Annotated in this window: 15 protein-coding genes; 7 read left to right on the top strand and 8 right to left on the bottom strand. The window is 73.4% G+C overall.

The window, feature by feature from the left end; translation table 11 throughout:
* The first annotated feature begins 191 nt into the window (after nt 1-191).
* The 4 genes from GA0070611_RS28355 to GA0070611_RS28340 all read left to right on the top strand — a co-directional run bounded on the left by GA0070611_RS28355 (nt 192) and on the right by GA0070611_RS28340 (nt 6051).
* On the top strand, nt 192-2870 hold the full coding sequence (locus GA0070611_RS28355; protein WP_091671240.1) for a LuxR C-terminal-related transcriptional regulator: 2679 nt from the start codon (nt 192-194) through the stop codon (nt 2868-2870).
* 16 nt (nt 2871-2886) lie between these two features.
* Nucleotides 2887-4173, top strand: a complete 1287-nt coding sequence (locus GA0070611_RS28350; RefSeq protein WP_091671238.1) for a nicotinate phosphoribosyltransferase — start codon at nt 2887-2889, stop codon at nt 4171-4173.
* A gap of 11 nt (nt 4174-4184) precedes the next feature.
* Entirely contained in the window at nt 4185-4766 is a 582-nt protein-coding gene (locus GA0070611_RS28345; RefSeq protein ID WP_091671236.1) for an isochorismatase family protein, read from the top strand.
* Nucleotides 4767-4830: 64 nt separating this feature from the next.
* On the top strand, nt 4831-6051 hold the full coding sequence (locus GA0070611_RS28340) for an MFS transporter (protein WP_091671232.1): 1221 nt from the start codon (nt 4831-4833) through the stop codon (nt 6049-6051).
* Between the two features lie 131 nt (nt 6052-6182).
* On the opposite strand, the gene GA0070611_RS28335 is transcribed toward GA0070611_RS28340, so the two are convergent.
* From GA0070611_RS28335 to GA0070611_RS28325, 3 genes are all read right to left on the bottom strand, one after another.
* Nucleotides 6183-6794: a hypothetical protein gene (locus tag GA0070611_RS28335; protein WP_157740406.1), complete on the bottom strand. Its 612-nt coding sequence runs from the start codon at nt 6792-6794 to the stop codon at nt 6183-6185.
* Between the two features lie 302 nt (nt 6795-7096).
* Nucleotides 7097-8854, bottom strand: a complete 1758-nt coding sequence (ctaD, locus tag GA0070611_RS28330) for an aa3-type cytochrome oxidase subunit I (RefSeq protein ID WP_091671227.1) — start codon at nt 8852-8854, stop codon at nt 7097-7099.
* A gap of 141 nt (nt 8855-8995) precedes the next feature.
* Nucleotides 8996-10102 carry an FAD-dependent monooxygenase gene (locus GA0070611_RS28325; RefSeq protein ID WP_091671224.1) on the bottom strand — a complete coding sequence of 369 codons (1107 nt, stop codon included), beginning with the start codon at nt 10100-10102 and terminating at the stop codon, nt 8996-8998.
* A 333-nt stretch (nt 10103-10435) separates the two neighbouring features.
* On the opposite strand from GA0070611_RS28325, the gene GA0070611_RS28320 reads away from it, so the two are divergent.
* Complete coding sequence (locus GA0070611_RS28320; RefSeq protein WP_091671222.1) at nt 10436-11593, top strand: GH12 family glycosyl hydrolase domain-containing protein; 1158 nt, start codon at nt 10436-10438, stop codon at nt 11591-11593.
* Between the two features lie 81 nt (nt 11594-11674).
* Here the strand turns inward: GA0070611_RS28320 and GA0070611_RS28315 are convergent, their stop codons facing one another.
* Both GA0070611_RS28315 and GA0070611_RS28310 read right to left on the bottom strand, forming a co-directional pair.
* Nucleotides 11675-11983, bottom strand: coding sequence for an Imm53 family immunity protein (locus tag GA0070611_RS28315; RefSeq protein WP_091671219.1), 309 nt, complete (start codon nt 11981-11983; stop codon nt 11675-11677).
* Nucleotides 11984-11995: 12 nt separating this feature from the next.
* Nucleotides 11996-12778, bottom strand: a complete 783-nt coding sequence (locus tag GA0070611_RS28310; RefSeq protein WP_091671216.1) for an aldo/keto reductase — start codon at nt 12776-12778, stop codon at nt 11996-11998.
* A 117-nt stretch (nt 12779-12895) separates the two neighbouring features.
* On the opposite strand from GA0070611_RS28310, the gene GA0070611_RS28305 reads away from it, so the two are divergent.
* Together GA0070611_RS28305 and GA0070611_RS28300 are read left to right on the top strand one after the other, a co-directional pair.
* Nucleotides 12896-13930: a DNA polymerase ligase N-terminal domain-containing protein gene (locus GA0070611_RS28305; protein WP_091671213.1), complete on the top strand. Its 1035-nt coding sequence runs from the start codon at nt 12896-12898 to the stop codon at nt 13928-13930.
* Between the two features lie 8 nt (nt 13931-13938).
* Nucleotides 13939-15126 (top strand): threonine synthase, encoded by a 1188-nt coding sequence (locus GA0070611_RS28300; RefSeq protein ID WP_091671211.1) that lies wholly within the window; start codon nt 13939-13941, stop codon nt 15124-15126.
* A 13-nt stretch (nt 15127-15139) separates the two neighbouring features.
* Here GA0070611_RS28300 and GA0070611_RS28295 read toward each other — a convergent pair whose 3' ends face one another.
* The 3 genes from GA0070611_RS28295 to GA0070611_RS28285 form a co-directional block, all read right to left on the bottom strand.
* Complete coding sequence (locus tag GA0070611_RS28295; protein WP_091673569.1) at nt 15140-16924, bottom strand: glycoside hydrolase family 15 protein; 1785 nt, start codon at nt 16922-16924, stop codon at nt 15140-15142.
* A 45-nt stretch (nt 16925-16969) separates the two neighbouring features.
* Entirely contained in the window at nt 16970-17362 is a 393-nt protein-coding gene (locus tag GA0070611_RS28290) for a cupin domain-containing protein (RefSeq protein WP_091671209.1), read from the bottom strand.
* A gap of 199 nt (nt 17363-17561) precedes the next feature.
* On the bottom strand, nt 17562-18353 hold the full coding sequence (locus GA0070611_RS28285; RefSeq protein WP_091671207.1) for a hypothetical protein: 792 nt from the start codon (nt 18351-18353) through the stop codon (nt 17562-17564).
* Nucleotides 18354-18388: the final 35 nt, after the last annotated feature.

The raw sequence follows: 18388 nt of genomic DNA, 5'->3' as shown, positions 1-18388 counted from the left end.
AATCGGCCTCCCGGTCGGGCGACCGGGTGAGGACCGGTCGCGGAGCAGGGGAAATCCGTGGTGGCAGAAGATTACGGGTGTCGGGAGTCCGACACAGAACATTTACGGTACTCACCAGTAATCGCCAGGCTACTCAACTTCACTGCGTGACGGTGTACGTGCGGACGGATTACCGTCGATATGCTGCACCGATGAACCGGTGGGACTTCGTCGGCCGACGGGACGAGCTCAACCGTCTGTCGTCGGCGGTCCAGGGGCTCGACGGACGCGGACTGCTCTTCAGCGGCAGCGCCGGCGTCGGCAAGAGCCGGTTGCTGCGCGAGGGCGTCGCCGCGCTGCCCACCGACCGGTACGCGGTCTGGTCCGTCGCGGCCAGCGCCACCACCGCCGCGGTGCCCTTCGGCGGCATGGTCCAGGTGCTCCCCGCCGAGCAGCCCTCCGGCCTCTCCCCCGCCGGTGTGCTGCGCTGGGCGCTCCAGGTGCTCCAGGAGCAGGCCGCCGGCCGGCCGATCGTGCTCGCCATCGACGACGCGCACCTGCTCGACCCGCCGTCGGCCGCGCTCATCCACCTGATCGCCCGGTCCGAGAACGCCACCGTGATCGGGACGGTGCGCAACGGCGAGCAGATCCCGCTGCCCATCCGGGCACTCTGGACCGACGACCTGGTGGAGCTGGTCGAGCTCGCGCCGCTCGGTCCGACGGAGACCACCGGCCTGCTCGCCGCGATCCTCGGCGGCCCGGTCGACGCCGGCTCCTCGGAGCGGCTGTTCCGGCTCTCCGCGGGCAACCCGCTGCTGCTGCGCGAGCTGGTGCTCGCGGCCTCCGGCGGGGAGGAGCTGAGCCGCCGGTACGGCATCTGGAAGTGGACCGGCCGCCTCGAGCTGGCCCCCAGCCTGACCGAGTTGATCGACACCCGGATCGGCCAGCTGACCCCGGGCGTCCGGTCGGTGGTCGAGCTGGTGGCGTTCGGCGAGCCGCTGGGCCTCCAACTGCTCCAGCGGGCGGTCGACCCGGCCGACGTGGAGACCGCCGAGGAGCGCGGCCTGATCGTGCTGGTGCAGGACGACCGGCGGTTGAACGTCCGGCTCGCCCACCCGCTCTACGGCGAGGTGATGCGCCGGCAGTGCCCGGTCAGCCGTACCCGGCGACTCCAGGCCACCCTGGCCGACCTGCTGGAGGAGGTCGGCAAGCGACGCCGCGACGACCTGCTGCGGGTGGCGGTCTGGCGGCTGGACTCCGGCACCGCGCAGAATCCTGCGCTGCTGCTCGACGCGGCCGCCCAGGCCTTCGGCCGGTACGACGTACCGCTGGCGACCCGGCTGGCCCGCGCGGCGCTGGAGGCCGACGGCGGCTCCGACGCCGCCGAACTGCTCGCCACCATCCTGATGTTCGGCGACCGGCCGGACGAGGCGATCCGGGTGCTGGACCAGGTCGCCGCGGAGCTCACCGACGACCGGCGGCGCAGCCGCTGGCTGACGGTCCGGGGCATGGTGAGCTACTGGGGGCTCAGCCGTGAGTCCACGGTGGACGAGATCGCCGCCCGCGGCGACGAGCTGAGCGACCCGGCCGACCAGGCACGGGTCCGCGCGTTCGAGGCGATCATGCGGCTGCACGGGCTGGACACCGGCACCGCCGTGCGGCTGGCCCAGGCGGTGCTGGACCGGCCGGCCGCCCCGCTGGCCGCCCGGGAGCTGGCCCGCTGCACGCTCGCCCATCTCCAGGCCGCCCAGGGGCAGTACCGCCGCAGCGCCACGGCGATCGCCCGGGTCCAGGCCGAGGCGGCCCGCTGGCGCGCCGACATGCCGTACCTCCAGCTCGCCATGGAGCTGGCCCGGGGCACCCGGCTGGCTCTCTCCGGCGACCTGACCGGGATCGACGCGATCGTCGCCGACGAGTTCGCCGACCTGGCCGGCGCGGGCGACTTCCGGCTCGGCACCGGCTACCTGGCCATCCTCCAGGCGTACGCGGCCCGGCTGCGGGGGCGCAGCGGCGAGGCGCTCAAGACCAGCCTCGGCGCCTGCGCCGTGCTCGCCACCAGCCGGGTCTACGGGGGCCTGGCGCACGCCGAACGGGCCCAGGCGGCGGCGCTGCGCGGCGACGCCACGCACGCGGCGGAGGCGATGGCCGAGGCGGACCGGGCCCAGACTCCCGGCATGGCGGTGCTCTATCCGTGGCTGGAGCAGGCCCGGGGCGCCGCGCTGGCCGTCGCCGGCGACCTGCCGGCCGCCGGCAAGCACCTCGCCGCGCTGGCCGACCGGCTCCGCGACGACGGCCTCGCCGGGCACGAGCTGCTCGTCCTGCTCGACCTGGTCCGGCTGGGGCAGTCCACCGTCGCGGTCGGGCCGACCTGCACCGACGGCGGCCGACGGACCGCGGCGCAGCGGCTGGCGGAACTCTCCGAGCAGGTCGACGGGATGTTGCCGCCGCTGGCCGCCCGCTACGCCCGGGCGGCGGCCGACGGCGACCCGGGCGAGCTGCTCGCCGTCGCCGACGGCTTCGTCGCCCGCGACCTGATCGTGTACGCCGCCGAGGCCACCGCCATGGCGGTGCACCACGCGGGACGGGCCCGGGGCACCGACACCGCCCCGGCCCGGGACCGGCTCGCCGCCCTGCTGCGCCGCTGCGACGGGGTCTCCACCCCGGCGCTGCGGCTGCTCCGGCCGGCGCTGAGCGACCGCGAGTGGGAGGTGGCCCGGCTGGCCGCCGAGGGCGCCACGAGTCGGGCCATCGCCGAGCGGCTCTACCTGTCCAGCCGGACCGTGGAGAACCATCTCCAGCGGGTCTACAGCAAGCTCGGCGTGGCCGGCCGGGCCGAGTTGCGGGCGGCGCTGCGGGCCATGCCGGGGCACGACGGCGCGGATCCGCTCTGAACTCTAGGCTGGAGGCGTGAGCACCCTTCGCCCCGCGCTGCTGACCGACCACTACGAGCTGACCATGGTCAGCGCCGCCCTGCGGGACGGCACGGCCGACCGCCGCTGCGTCTTCGAGGTGTTCAGCCGGCGGCTGCCCGCCGGCCGCCGCTACGGGGTGGTCGCCGGGACGGCCCGGCTGGTCGAGATGATCCGTGACTTCCGGTTCTCGCCGGAGGAGGTCGACTTCCTGCGCCGCACCGGGGTGGTCGACGAGGCCGCCGCCCGGTGGCTGGCCGACTACCGCTTCACCGGCGACATCGACGGGTACGCCGAGGGCGAGCTGTTCTTCCCCGGCTCACCGATCCTCACCGTCTCGGGCGGCTTCGCCGAGTGCGTGGTGCTGGAGACGCTGGTGCTCTCCGTGCTCAACCACGACTGCGCGGTCGCCGCGGCGGCCGCCCGGATGGTCACCGCCGCCCGGGGCCGGGCGCTGATCGAGATGGGTTCGCGCCGGGCGCACGAGGAGGCGGCGGTGGCTGCCGCGCGGGCGGCGTACCTGGCCGGGTTCCGGTTCACCTCCAACCTGGCGGCGGGCGAGCGCTACGGCATCCCCACCGCGGGCACCGCGGCGCACGCCTTCACCCTGCTGCACGACGACGAGCGGGCGGCCTTCGCCTCGCAGGTCGCCACGCTGGGCAAGGACACCACGCTGCTGGTCGACACGTACGACATCAGCCAGGGCATCCGCAACGCGATCGAGGTGGCCGGCCCGGAGCTGCGGGCGGTCCGGATCGACTCCGGCGACCTGACGGTGATCGCCCAGCAGTCGCGGGAACTGCTCGACTCGCTGGGCGCCGCCGAGACCAAGATCATCGTCTCGGGCGACCTGGACGAGTACGCCATCGCCACCCTCGCCGCCGAGCCGGTCGACATGTACGGCGCCGGCACCGCGGTGGTGACCGGCTCCGGCGCGCCCACCGCCGGGCTGGTCTACAAGCTGGTCGAGGTGGAGGGGCGGCCGGTGGTCAAGCGCTCCGAGCACAAGGCCACCATCGGCGGCCGGAAGGTGGCCGTCCGCCGGCACAAGCCGACCGGCACCGCCACCGAGGAGGTCATCGTGTCGCAGGGCGTGCCGGACCGGCAGCCCAACGACCGGCTGCTCCAGCACTCCTTCGTCGTCGAGGGCGAGCCGGTGGGGCTGCCCACCCTCGAGGAGTCGCGGGAGCACCTGCGGCAGTGCCTGATCTCCATCCCCTGGGAGGGCCTGAAGCTCTCCGGCGGCGACCCGGCCGTGCCGGTGACCGTCGTTCCCGCGACCTGAGGAGGCCCGCCATGGGCAACGCGTTGATCATCGTGGACGTGCAGAACGACTTCTGCGAGGGCGGCTCGCTCGCCGTGGCCGGCGGTGCCGGCGTGGCGGCCGGCATCTCCCGGCTGCTGGCCGCCGAGCCGCAGCGCTGGGACCACGTGGTGGCGACGAAGGACTACCACATCGACCCGGGGGCGCACTTCGGCAACCCGCCGGACTACGTCGACTCCTGGCCCCGGCACTGCGTGGTGGGCACGGCCGGCTCGGAGTTCCACCCGGACCTGGCCACCGGCCGGGTCGAGGCGATCTTCCACAAGGGCGAGCACGCGGCCGCGTACTCCGGCTTCGAGGGGCACGGCCCCGACGGCGAGTGCCTGGCCGACTGGTTGCGCCGGCACGACGTCGACCGGGTCGACGTGGTGGGCATCGCCACCGACCACTGCGTACGGGCGACCGCGCTGGACGCCGCCCGGGAGGGCTTCCGGACCACGGTGCTGCTCGACCTGACCGCCGCGGTCGCGGCGGACACCCTGGACGTGGCGCTGCGGGCGCTCGAGGGGGCCGACGTGGCCATGGTCGGCGCGCCTGTGATCAGGGCCGCTTGACCGGGTAATCGCTTGCGACTGTCGTACCCCCGGTCGAGGATGTCGGCCGGAGGTACGGACCGTCGTGAACTTGAAGCCTTACCGGGAGGCGCTCGCCCTGCCCGGTCTCCGGTCGTTGCTGCTGGTGTCGGTGCTGGCCCGCATCCCGCTCACCGCGACCGGGGTGGTGCTCACCTTCCACGTGGTGCTCGACCTCGGCCGCGGCTACGGCGCGGCCGGCCTGGTCGGGGCCGCCTCGACGGTCGGCGCCGCGCTCGGCTCCCCGCTGCTCGGCCGGCTGGTCGACCGGCGTGGGCTGCGCCCGGTGCTGCTGCTCACCACCGTCGCCGAGGGCGTCTTCTGGGCCACCGCGCCGACCCTGAGCTATCCGGTGCTGCTGCCGACGGCGTTCCTCGCCGGGCTGCTCGCCCTCCCGGTCTTCTCGGTGGTCCGCCAGTCGGTCGCCGCGCTCGTCCCGGCCGAGCGCCGCCGCCCGGCGTACGCGCTGGACTCGATGTCGGTCGAGCTGTCGTTCATGGTCGGCCCGGCGCTGGCCGTGGCCCTCGCCACCACCCTCTCCGCGCGCACCACCATGTGGGCCGTCGGGGCTGGGATCGTCGCCGCCGGGATCGGGTTCTGGCTGCTCGATCCGCCCACCCGCAGCGCCGACGAGCCGGTCGGTCCGCACCGCAGGGTGCCGCGCCGCGAGTGGCTCACGCCCCGGCTGCTGGCCGTGCTGGCGGTGAGCCTGGCCGCCACCCTGGTGCTCGGTGGCACCGACGTGGCCGTGGTGGCCGTGCTCCGCGACGGCGGCGAGGTGGGCTGGACCGGTGCCGTGCTGGCCGCCTGGGCGGTGGCGTCGCTGGTGGGCGGCTTCGCGTACGGGGCGGTGCACCGCTCGTTCTCGCCGCTGGCGCTGATGGCGACGCTCAGCCTCACCACCATCCCGGTCGGGCTGGGCGGTTCGCACTGGTGGCTGCTCTGCCTCGCCCTGGTCCCGGCCGGGGCGCTCTGCGCTCCCACCATCGCGTCGACCTCCGACGCGGTGAGCCGGCTGGCCCCCGCCGGGGTACGCGGTGAGGCGATGGGCCTGCACGGCTCGGCGGTCACCGTCGGCATCGCCCTCGGCGCGCCGCTGGCCGGCGCGGTGATCGACGCCTCGGCCCCGATGTGGGGCTTCGTGGTCACCGGCGCGATCGGCGTGCTGGTGGCGGCGGCGGTGCTCCCGGTCGAACTGCGGCACCGCCGTGCGCCGCTGCCGGCCGCACCGGAGCCGGAGCCGGTGCCAGTGCCGGCCGCCGGCTGACCGGCCGTCCGGCTTCCGGCTGCCGTCCGGCTTCGGGGGGCGGGCTTCCGGGGAGCGGTCTTCCGGGGGGCGGGCGGGCTTCCGGCCGGCCGGGTGGCGGGCCGTCCGGCGCGCCACCCGGCCGGCGCGGGTCACTGCGGCAGCGCCTCCACGCTCTCCGCCACGTTGCCGCTGTAGCAGGTGGTGGTGGCCGTGTCGGGGGCGGTCACCACCTGGCCGCCGTAGACGACGTACGCCACGCCGGTCTGGAGGTTACGACAGTTGATCTTCACCTGGTACCGGCCGGTGTCGCACTGGACCCGGCCCCGGCCGTAGTAGTGGTTGCTGCCCTCGTGCACCCACTCGATCCAGGGCGCGCACCCCGTGGTGACCCCGGTCGGCAGCGGGTCCTCCACCGGATAGACCTTCTCGGCGACGTTGCCGACGTAGCAGGTGGCGGTGGCCGTGCCGGGAGCGTTCACCGCGGTGCCGCCGTAGATGACGTAGCCGACCCCGGTCTGCTGGTTGCGACACTGGATCTTGACCCGGTAGCGGCCCGTGGTGCACTGCACCTTGCCGCGCCCGTAGTAGTAGTTGACGCCGTCGTAGATCCACTCCATCGAGGTGGTGCAGCCGGTCGGCGCGGGGGCCGGGGTCGACCACCCGGCGACGGCCGGCATTTCGGGTGCCGCCTGCGCGGGGGCGGTCGACAGCGGCAGGCCGAGGGCGGCGACTGCCAACGTCACGAGCGGATACCTGAGCACGACGCCTCCTGAGGCCGGGCACGCGAAGATCGCGGATGCGACCCGCTCAGGCTAAGCGATTCATCGAAGAATGAGAATGCCTACGCCCCGCGCCCCGCGATCATCCTCGATCCAGGAAGTAGTGGAACCCAAGCCCGCCCGACACCACTCGATCAATGATCGAGCGTGATCCCGGGCATCCGCACCCGACCGTCGCGGCAACGTCAAGGTGCCGCCGCCCGGCAGCGGCACGGTTGGGGGCGGAAAGGCGACGGGCGCCGCTCCCGTGAGGGGGCGGCGCCCGTCGGCGTACTGGTGGAGCGTCAGCGCTGGTCGAGGTTGCCGGCGGTGTCCTCCTGGTAGCTGGCGCCACCGTTGGACTCGCTGGTCAGCGGCTTGGCGCCACCCTCCGGCGGGCCGGCCAGGCTCTGACCGGCGGCCAGCTCCGGGAACTTCAGGTCGAACGCCGGCCGCTCGGAGCGGATCCGCGGCATCCGGTCGAAGTTGCGCAGCGGCGGCGGGCAGCTGGTGGCCCACTCGAGCGAGTTGCCGTGGCCCCACGGGTCGTCGACCTCGACCACCGGACCGGACTTGTACGACTTCCAGCAGTTCCAGATGAACGGCAGGGTCGAGATGCCGGTGATGAACGCGCCGATCGTGGAGATGGTGTTCAGCGTGGTGAAGCCGTCGCTGGGCAGGTAGTCGGCGTACCGGCGGGGCATGCCCTCGTTGCCGAGCCAGTGCTGCACCAGGAACGTGGTGTGGAAGCCGATCATGGTCAGCCAGAAGTGAATCTTGCCGAGCCGCTCGTCGAGCATCCGGCCGAACATCTTCGGGAACCAGAAGTAGATGCCGGAGAACACCGCGAACACGATCGTGCCGAAGAGCACGTAGTGGAAGTGCGCCACCACGAAGTACGAGTCGTGCACGTGGAAGTCGATCGGCGGGCTGGCCAGCAGCACACCGGTCAGACCACCGAAGAGGAAGGTCACCAGGAAGCCGACCGCGAAGAGCATCGGCGTCTCGAAGGTGATCTGCCCCCGCCACATGGTGCCGATCCAGTTGAAGAACTTCATACCGGTGGGCACGGCGATCAGGTAGCTGAGGAAGCTGAAGAACGGCAGCAGCACCTGGCCGGTGGCGAACATGTGGTGCGCCCAGACGCTCATCGACAGGGCGGCGATGGCGATGGTCGCGGCGACCAGACCCTTGTAGCCGAAGATCGGCTTGCGGGAGAAGACCGGGATGACCTCGGTGACGATGCCGAAGAACGGCAGCGCGATGATGTACACCTCGGGGTGCCCGAAGAACCAGAACAGGTGCTGCCAGAGCATCGGCCCGCCGGTGGCCGGGTCGTACACGTGCGCGCCGATCAGGCGGTCGGCGGCCAGCGCGAAGAGCGCGGCGGCCAGCAGCGGGAAGACCAGGATCGCCAGCAGGCTGGTGACCAGCATGTTCCAGGTGAAGATCGGCATCCGGAACATGGTCATGCCGGGGGCGCGCAGGGTCAGGATCGTGGTGATCAGGTTGACCGCGCCGAGGATGGTGCCCAGACCGGAGATGGCCAGGCCGACCACCCACATGTTCGCGCCGACGCCCGGCGAGTGCTCGACCGTGCTCAGCGGGGTGTAGGCGGTCCAGCCGAAGTCGGCGGCGCCACCCGGGCTGATGAAGCCGGCGGTGGCCAGCGTGCCACCGAAGAGGTACAGCCAGTAGGCGAAGGCGTTCAGTCGGGGGAACGACACGTCGGGCGCGCCGATCTGCAGCGGCACCACGTAGTTCGCGAAGGCGAACACGATCGGCGTCGCGAAGAACAGCAGCATGATCGTGCCGTGCATGGTGAAGAGCTGGTTGTACTGCTCGGGCGACAGGAACTGCAGGCCCGGCCGCGCCAGCTCGGCGCGCATGATCAGGGCCATCAGGCCACCGATCATGAAGAACGCGAACGCGGTGACCATGTACATGATCCCGATCTGCTTCGCGTCCGTGGTGCGCAGCAGCCGCGCGAGGGCCGACCCCTTGACCGGCTCGCGGACCGGCCAGGGCCGGGTCACGACCGGCTTGGGTGCGACGGTGGTCACGAGTGGCCTCCGGTTCTGGGTTGTCCCGCTCGGCACGCGCTGGTCATCTGCGCAGCCGTCATCCGTAGGGAGGATAGTCCCCGGCAGGTGGGGGTGCCGCGTGGGGTGGGCGGCTACGATCACCGCCCCCGCGCGCGGTGCTCAGAGCGGGCCGACCAGCAACCGGTAGTGCTCCTGGAAGATCCGTCCGCCGCGACCGCGAAGCAGCGGGTCGCGCAGCGCCGGCGGCACGTCGCGGGTGCGGTTGCGGTCCCGGGTCCGGTCCCGCACCCATCGGGTACGCGGCCGACGGCGGCTCTCGTACGCGAGCAGCGCGGCGTCGACGCTGGTGGCGGCCTTGAGCGACTCGGCGAGCACCACGGCGTCCTCCAGCGCCATCGCGGCGCCCTGGGACAGCGTCGGCGCGGTGGCGTGGGCCGCGTCACCGACCAGCAGCACCCGGCCGTGGAACCAGCGGCCCAGCTCCACCTCCTGGGTCAGCTCGACCTGCACGTCCTGCAGGGCGGCGAGCACCTGGGGCACCGGACCGCCGTATTCGCCGAAGAGTTCGTGCAGCCGGGCCAGCGGGTCGGCCGGCACGGTGCTGCCCGCCTCGTCGGCGTAGCAGTGCAGGCGACCGGCCCCGATCGGCACGACGAGGAAGCCGGCGCGCTGGCCGAGCAGCGCCGTCCAGTCGGCGACCCGCGGCCCGCCGCGCACCACCGCCCGGTAGACGACCTGGCCGGCGGGGCGGGGCGGCCCACCGAGCGCGGCCAGGGTACGCACCGTCGAGCGCGGCCCGTCGGCCCCGATGACCAGGTCGTACTCGCTGGCGGTGCCGTCGGTGAAGCCGACCGCGACGCCGCCGGGGAGCGGGTCGACGGTGCGGATCTCGGCGCCGTGCCGGACCGCGCCGCCGGCCCCGGTCAGCAGCACCCGGTGCAGTTCGGCGCGGGGCAGCGCCCGGCACTCCCCCACGCCGGCCCAGAGGGCGTCGAGGTCGACCTCGCAGAGCGGCGCGCCCGCGGCGTCGAGGAAGCGCTGCCGGTGGATGATCTGCCCGAGCGGGCGTACCGGGCCGTCCAGGTCGAGGCGGCGCAGCGCCCGGGCGGCGTTTCCGGGGAGGTAGAGGCCGATGTCGCTGCGCTCGTCGGGCGGCAGCTTCTCGGTGACGTCCGGCCGGAATCCCGCCAGGCGTAGCGCCCGCGCCACGGCGAGACCGGCGATGCCCGCGCCGACGACGAGGACGCGCAGGGGGGAGCCACCCATCGTGGTGTACGCCTCCGGAGGGGTTCGGCACGCGTTGGAGGCAAGACACTACTCGCCGCGATCGACGCACGGTAGGTCCCATCGGGCCTGGCGCGCCCACTGCTCGGTTTCGTGCGGTAATCCCGCAGGCCAGGAGTCCCACGCCGAGCGGGGGAATGAACCAGCACGCTGTGCCACCGCGGGTTCACCGGTGCGTGGTATTGCCGGCTGACTTAACCGGTACAGTTGCGCAACTGTTTCAGGCATGTAAATGTGTCCTCCTGAACCTGGGAGCGCTCCCGCCCGTACTCCCCCACACGTCCCGGCGCCCCCGCGCCGCACCCAAGGAGCATCATGAAGCGTCCACTGAGGGCGATCGCGGCCGCCGGCCTGCTGGCCGCCGGCTCGATCGTCGCCGTCATCCTCGGCGGCAACGCCTCCGCCGACACCCAGATCTGCGACCAGTACGGCTCCACCACCATCGGCGGCAAGTACGTCGTGCAGAACAACCGCTGGGGCACCACCGCCACCCAGTGCATCAACGTGACGTCCACCGGCTTCTCGATCACCCGGGCGGACGGCTCGTCGCCGACCAACGGCGCGCCGGTCTCCTACCCCTCGATCTTCGTGGGCTGCCACTACACCAACTGCTCGCCCGGCACCAACCTGCCGGTGCAGGTGAAGAACATCGGCAGCGCGCCGGCCAGCATCAGCTACAACTACGTCAGCGGGGCGGTCTTCGACGCCTCGTACGACATCTGGCTCGACCCCAGCCCCAAGAAGGACGGGGTGAACCAGATGGAGATCATGATCTGGCTCAACCGCCAGGGCTCCATCCAGCCCATCGGCTCGCCCGTCGCGACCGCCAACATCGCCGGCCGCAACTGGGAGGTCTGGCGGGGCAGCAACGGCTCCAACAACGTCATCTCGTACGTCGCCCCGTCGGCGATCCCGAGCATGAGCTTCGACGTCATGGCGTTCATCGCCGACACCCGTAACCGGGGCGCGATCACCAACGATTGGTACCTGACCAGCATCCAGGCCGGCTTCGAGCCGTGGCAGGGCGGCGTGGGCCTCGCGGTCAACTCGTTCTCGCAGGACGTCAACACCGGCGCCACCCCGCCGCCCACGTCCAGCAGCCCGACCCCGCCGCCCACCAGCAGCAGCCCGACCCCGCCGCCGAGCGGCAACGCGTCCTGCGCGGTGAAGTACACCCCGACGAACGTGTGGAACAACGGCTTCACCGCCGAGGTGACGATCACCAACACCGGCTCCAGCACGATCAACGGCTGGACCATGAACTACAACCTGCCGTCCGGGCAGACCGTCACCAACGCGTGGAACGCCACGGTGACCCAGAGCGGGTCCGCGCTCACCGCGAAGAACGTCAGCTACAACGGCACGCTCTCGCCGGGCGCCTCGACCAACTTCGGTTACCAGGCGACGCTGAGCGGGGCGTACTCCGCGCCGAGCAGCTTCACCCTCAACGGGGCCACCTGCACGAAGTCCTGACCCCAGGAGTACGACGAGGGGGCGCGGTCCGTCCGGACCGCGCCCCCTCGCGCGACGGGAGTCGCCCTGCGCGCCGAGGGCTCAGCCGGCACCGGGGCCCGCCTCGGCTGCCGGCAACTCGGCGAACGCCCGGAACCGCTGCAGTGCCACCTGCAGCGACAGCGGATCGCAGGAACTACTGAAGTGCCGACCGTCGGACTCCACCCACACCCAGCGACCCGCCCCCGGCTCCAGCTTCGTACGGCTCAGCAGCCGCCCTTCGAGCCGCGTGTCGACGAGATCGACCTCGACGGTCCAGCCCGGGTTGTCCAGGGTCTCGATGCGCACCCCGAACTCGTGCTCCCAGTCACCGTCGCAGTTGCTCAGGTACCAGTGCTGAAGGAAGTCCACGCCGTCATGGTGTCAGCCGCCCAGCGCGTCGATGTCGCGCATCTCCTCGGCGGTGAGCGAGAAGTCGAAGACCTCGGCGTTGGCCCGGATCCGCTCCGGGGTCACCGACTTGGGGATCACCACGATCTCGTGATCGATGTGCCAGCGCAGCACCACCTGCGCCGGGGAGACGTCGTGCGCCTGAGCGATGCGCACCAGCACCGGATCCGACAGGTCACTGGTCTTGAACGGGCTGTAGCCCTCCAGCACCACGCCCCGGTCCTTGTGCGCGGCGTGCACCTGCCGGTCGTACAGGGCGGGGCTCCACCGGATCTGGTTGACCGCCGGGATCTCCTCGGTGGCCTGGATCAGCTCGTCGATCTGGGCGATCGAGTAGTTGCTGACCCCGACGGCACGGGTGAGGCCCTCGTTGCGCGCGGCGAGCAGTTCCCGCCAGACCGGGATGCTGTCGGCCGGCGAGGACGGCGGCCAGTGGATCAGCCAGAGGTCGACGTGGTCGGTGTCGAGGGCCGCCAGGCTCGCCTCGATGGTCTCCCGTTCCCGGCCCACCCGGTCCGGCGGCAGCTTGGTGGTGAGGAAGATGTCCTCGCGGCGCAGCCCGCTCTCCTGGACCGCCCGACCGACCTCCTTCTCGTTGCCGTACATGGTGGCGGTGTCGATGTGCCGGTAACCGGCGTCCAGGGCGGCGAGCACGGCGTCGTAGCCGGCCTCCCCGGTCGCCTGCCAGGTGCCGAAGCCGAGCAGCGGCATCCGCAGGTCGCCGGCGATTGCCGCGGTGGGTTGGTCGAGGTCCATACCGACGCTTCTACCCCTGATCGCCGCGCCCATGCCGGCGACCCGCCGGAGCGCGGCGAACCGGACAGACGTGGCGGGATCCGGGCGATCGGCCGCACCGTGGCGGAGAATGCGGGGGTGGGCGACCGGCTGGAGGAGTACCGGAGCAAGCGGGACGCGGAGCGTACCCCCGAGCCGGTGCCCGCCCGCACGACGCGGCGCGGGCGGACCGCTCGCTGCGCGCCCCGCTTCGTGATCCAGCAGCACCACGCCCGCAGCCTGCACTGGGATCTGCGGCTGGAGCACGACGGCGTGCTGGCCTCCTGGGCGGTGCCGCGCGGCCTGCCCCGCGACCCGGGTCGCAACCACCTCGCGGTGCACACCGAGGACCACCCGATGGAGTACCTCACCTTCCACGGCGAGATCCCGGCCGGTGAGTACGGCGGCGGCCGGATGGTCATCCACGACAGCGGGACGTACCGGCTGGAGAAGTGGCGCGACGACGAGGTGGTCGTGGTGCTGGCCGGGGAGCGGACCACGGGCCGGTACGTGCTCTTCGCGACCGGCGGGCGGGGCCGGGACTGGATGGTCCGCCGCACCGACCCGGCGCCGGAGGGCTGGACGCCGATGCCCGAGCTGGTCCGCCCGATGCACGCCACCCCCGGCCGGCGGCTGCCGGCCGACGAGGCGGCCTGGGGCTACGAGCTGCGCTGGGACGGCGTCCGGGTGACCGGGTACGTCTCCGGTGGCCGGTTGCGGCTGCTCGACGCGGACGACGAGGAGGTCACCGGGGCGTACCCCTGGCTGCGCGCGCTGGCCGAGGAGCTGGCCCCGACCGAGGCGGTGCTGGACGGCGTGCTGGTCCGGATCGACCCGGCCGGCCGGGTGAAGCCGCCCAGCAAGCGGGACGGCCAGTTCCTCGCCGTCGACCTGCTCTGGCTGGAGGGCGTCACCACCGGCGACCTGCCGTACGCGCAGCGCCGCGAGCTGCTCGACGGTCTGGCGCTCGCCGGTACGCACTGGCAGACTCCGCCGTGGTTCCCGGGCGTCGGCGCCGACGCCCTGCGGACCGCCCGCGAACAGGGGCTCCCGGGGGTGGTGGCCAAACGCCTCGACTCCCCCTACGAGCCGGGCCGGCGCAGTCGGCACTGGCTGAGCATCGACGCGAGCTGAGGAGCACCGTGCACCTGACGCACCTGGAATGCCCCCGTTGCGGTCTGCACCATCCGGCGGACAAGCTGCAGAACCTCTGCGAGTGCGGGTCGCCGCTGCTGGCCCGCTACGACCTGGCGGCGGTGGCCGCGTCGGTCACCCCGGAACAGTTCGGGCTGCGCCCGGCCGACCTGTGGCGCTACCGGGAGCTGCTGCCGGTGGCCGACCCGCGTTTCGTCACCACGTTGGGCGAGGGCTGGACGCCGCTGTTGCGCGCCCCCCGCTACGGGCACGAGATCGGCATCCCGGACCTGATCGTCAAGGACGAGGGGCTCACCCCGACCGGGTCGTTCAAGGCCCGGGGCGCGGCGGTCGGCGTGAGCCGGGCCCGGGAGCTGGGCGTGGAGCGGATCGCCATGCCGACCAACGGCAACGCCGGGGCGGCCTGGGCGACGTACGCGGCCCGGGCCGGGATGGGCGCGACCATCGCGATGCCGCTCGACGCGCCGACCATCTGCCGGCGCGAGTGTGTGGCCGCCGGGGCCGACCTGCGGCTGGTGGACGGCCTGATCAGCGACGCCGGCCGCTGGGTGGCCCGGCTGGTCGCCGAGTCGGGCGGGCGGGTCTTCGACGCCGGCACGCTGCGCGAGCCCTACCGGCTGGAGGGCAAGAAGACCATGGGGTACGAGATCGTCGAGCAGCTGGGCTGGCAGGTACCCGACGTGATCATCTACCCGACCGGCGGCGGGGTCGGGCTGATCGGCATCCACAAGGCCCTGCACGAGCTGCGCGAGCTGGGGTGGGTCGAGGACCGGCTGCCCCGGCTCGTCGCGGTGCAGTCCACCGGCTGCGCCCCGGTGGTGCGCGCCTTCGCGGCCGGCGAGGAGCGGGTCACCCCGTGGACGGACGCGCACACGGTGGCGTTCGGCATCACCGTGCCGGCCCCGCTCGGCGACGAGCTGATCCTGACCGCGCTGCGGGAGAGCAGCGGTACCGCGATCGCGGTGGACGACACGGAGATCCTGGCCGACCTGCGCGACTTCGCGGCCCGGGAGGGGCTGCTGCTCTGCCCGGAGGGGGCCGCCTGCCTGACCGCCGCCCGGCACCTGCGCGCCGGCGGCTGGATCCGCCCCGGCGAGCGGGTGGTGGTCCTGAACACCGGCGCCGGCCTGAAGTACCCGGAGACCGTGGACGTCTCGGACGTGCCGCTGGTGTAGCCCACCGCCCCGGTCAGTCGGTGTCCGGTTCGGTCAGCCGCCAGGCCGCGTTGATCAGGCCGATGTGCGACAGCGCCTGTGGGGTGTTGCCGAGCTGGACCCCGCTGCGCAGGTCGATCTGCTCGGCGAACAGGCCGAGGTCGTTGGCGTGGCCGAGGACCCGCTCGAACAGCCGCCGGGCCCGGCCCGCCTCGCCGGCCAGCACCAGGCACTCCACCAGCCAGAACGAGCAGAGCACGAAACCCGCCGGGTCGTCGTTCCAGCGCCGGACCAGGCCGTCGTCGCTGCCCAGCTCGCGCTCGACCACCGCGATGGTGGCGCGCATCCGTGGGTCGGTGGCCGGGAGGAAACCCATGACCGGCAGGAACAGCGCCGAGGCGTCCAGCTCCGCCGAGCCGAACGCGCCGGTGTACGCGCCGACCCGGTCGTTCCACCCCTCGCGCAGCACGGTGGCGCGGATCTCGTCGCGCGCCGCCGCCCAGCGGCGCGGCTCCGCCCGCTCCCCGAGCCGGGGCGCCAGCGCCACCGCCCGGTCCAGCGCCAGCCAGCAGAGCGCCTTGGAGGAGACGTAGTGCCGCTCGGTGTCCCGGGTCTCCCACATCCCCCGGTCCGGCTGCCGCCAGGTCGCGGCCACCTGGTCGGCCAGGCCGACCACCATCTCCCGCAGCTCCGTCTCGAAGGGGTCGCCGAGGTAGTCGTGCAGCCGCCAGACCGCGGAGATGACCTCGCCGGGCACGTCCAGCTGCCGCTGCCGCCAGGCGTCGTTGCCGATGCGCACCGGCCGGCTGTCGGCGTACCCGCGCAGGTGGGTGCACTCGTGCTCGGAGAGGTCCCGCTCCCCCTCCAACCCGAACAGCACCGGCACCGGCCGGTCGCCGATCCGCCCGATCGAGCGGGCCACCCAGGCGAACAGCCTCGACGCCTCGTCCGGGCAGGCGCCCACCCAGAGCGCCCGCATGGTCATCGAGAAGTCGCGCAGCCAGGAGTACCGGTAGTCGTAGTTGCGGTCACCGCCGATGCGTTCCGGCAGGGAGGTGGTCAGCGCCGCGGCGACCGCGCCGCTGCGGGCGTACGTCAGGCCGGTGAGCACCAGCGCGCTCTGCCGGACCTGCGGCACGTACTGCCCGTCGTAGCGGTGCGTCTCCCGGAACGCCTGCCAGGCCTGCACCGTCTCGTCGAGCGCGGTCACCGGATCGAGCCGGGCCGGCGGGTCCCCGTAGACCGGGGCGTACGCGAGGTCGAAGGCGACCGTCCGGCCGGCGGGGACGTCGAAGGTGCAGCTCACCCGGTCCCGGTCCGGACGCAGCGCCTCGCCGGCGGCGCGCAGGACCAGCGCCACCGGCCCGGCGGTGGCCAGCACCCCGCCCTCCGGCTGCTCGTGCAGGTACGGGGTGAGCAGGCCGTGCTCGGGTCGCGGGGCGAAGTCGAGCTGCATCCGGACCCGCCCGGAGAGCCCCTCGACCACCCGGAGCAGCACGGCCGGCGAGTTCATGCCCAGCTCGTGGCCCCGGGCGCCCGGCTCGGCGGCGAGCGCGTCGGTGACCGCCACGCTGCCCTCCGGGGTGTGGTGCACGGTCCGCAGCACCAGGGTGTCGGGCAGGTACGCCCGCTCCACCCGGCTCGGGGCGAGCGGGGCGAGCCGCCAGTGCCCGCCGGCCGGGTCGAGCAGCCGGGCGAAGACCGACGCCTGGTCGAACCGGTCGGGGCACCACCAGTCGACCGAGCCGTCCCGCCCCACCAGGGCCCCGGATCGGCAGTCGGAGAGAAACCCGTAGTCGGAGATCGCCGGCTGCTGCACCACCCGCTCCGGGTACCCGGAGCGGGTGGGTTCAGGCCGTGCCGGTCAGGCGGTCGGCGGCTCGTCCCGACCGGCGGCCTCGGCCGCGTCGGCCTCCTCCTTGGTCCGGTGCACCGCCCCGTCGGCGTGGTCGGGCGGCCCGTAGACGGTGTAGAGGACCAGCGGGTTGGGGCCGGTGTTGACGAAGTTGTGCCTGGTTCCGGCCGGTACGACCACCAGGTCGCCGGAGACGACCTCCTGCTTCTCCCCGGCCACCCGCGCCTCACCGGTACCGCTGACGAAGGTGAGGATCTGGTCGATGCCCTCGTGGACCTCCTCGCCGATCTCCCCGCCCGGCGGAATCGTCATGATCACCAACTGGGTGCGCTCCCCGGTCCAGAGCACCCGACGGAAGTCCGGGCTCTTCTCGGCGACGGTCGCGATCGTGAAATGTTCCATGGCGGGCGCATACCCGTCGCGCCCGCCCGTCACGCCGGGATCGGCAGATGGTGGAATTCCCCACCCCGTCGCGGTTTGGATCCCCTTCGGACGGGCATCCCGTCCGCCAAGACCGGCGTACGACGCCGGGCGAGCCAGGTCCCCGCCGGCGTACCGCCGTACGGCTGCGGTGGTGGGAGACGGCCAGAGCGCGGCGACGTCACGACCCAGGTCGGGCGGCGCCGCGCGCTCGTGTCCGGCCGGCCCACCGGCATCCCGCCAGCAGCAGCGCTGCGGCGACGAACCGCAGCAGGTCGGCACCCGCCCCGCCGACGGCTGCCCGGACCTGGTACTCCTCGGCGGAGTAGAAGGTCAGGCCCGACTGGTCGGCGAGCCCCGGCAGCGGCGGCCACCCCCGGTGGACCACCCCCAGCGCCGCCACCGCCGCCACGGTCAGGCCCGTCGCGACCAGGACCGCCCCGGACCGGAGCAGCGCCACCAGCGCCAGGGCAACCAGCACCAGGTACGCCGGCAGGACGTCGATCGGCTCGGGTGGCAGCACGGACGGCGGCAGGAACGGCGCGGAGCCGCGGGTGGCGAGGAGCAGGCCGGCCAGCACGGCCAGTGTCGCCGCCCCGACGACTCGCCGCCGGTCCACCGGCCGTCCCGGCAGGGCGAGCACCGCGACCGTGAGCGCGACCCCGGCCACCGCTGACGGTAGCCACCGCCACGGCTCGGTGCTCCCGGACCCGTCGACGGGCGTCAGCGCCACCCAGCCGAACTGCGGCTGCCCGGCGGTCGGCAGCGCCAGCAGGCCGACGGCGAGCGCGGCGACGGCGAGCCCGGACCGGACGAGTGGCGGCAGGCCGGGCAGGATCAGCGCGGTACCCGCGGCGGCGAACCAGGCCAGGGCCTGCGCGGCGGGCAGCAGCGGGTTCGCGTACGCCGACCCGACCAGGTGGGCGACGGCGAGCAGGGCCGCGAGCACGGCCAGCAGGCGGTGGAGACGCACCGCGCGATGCTGCCACAGGCCGGCCCGGCCCGCCG

Origin of the sequence: Micromonospora auratinigra (assembly GCF_900089595.1) — a bacterium.
Classification (GTDB): Bacteria; Actinomycetota; Actinomycetes; order Mycobacteriales; family Micromonosporaceae; genus Micromonospora; species Micromonospora auratinigra.
The sequence above is the reverse complement of the archived record's forward strand: the minus strand, read 5'-3'. Positions and strand labels throughout refer to the sequence as shown.

Bases quoted from the DNA above. Each gene is read 5' to 3' on its own strand.
- GA0070611_RS28290 (WP_091671209.1), bottom strand. From the start codon at position 17,362: ATGGAACATTTCACGATCGCGACCGTCGCCGAGAAGAGCCCGGACTTC.
- GA0070611_RS28310 (WP_091671216.1), bottom strand. From the start codon at position 12,778: ATGGACCTCGACCAACCCACCGCGGCAATCGCCGGCGACCTGCGGATG.
- GA0070611_RS28320 (WP_091671222.1), top strand. From the start codon at position 10,436: ATGAAGCGTCCACTGAGGGCGATCGCGGCCGCCGGCCTGCTGGCCGCC.
- GA0070611_RS28325 (WP_091671224.1), bottom strand. From the start codon at position 10,102: ATGGGTGGCTCCCCCCTGCGCGTCCTCGTCGTCGGCGCGGGCATCGCC.
- GA0070611_RS28355 (WP_091671240.1), top strand. From the start codon at position 192: ATGAACCGGTGGGACTTCGTCGGCCGACGGGACGAGCTCAACCGTCTG.
- GA0070611_RS28345 (WP_091671236.1), top strand. From the start codon at position 4,185: ATGGGCAACGCGTTGATCATCGTGGACGTGCAGAACGACTTCTGCGAG.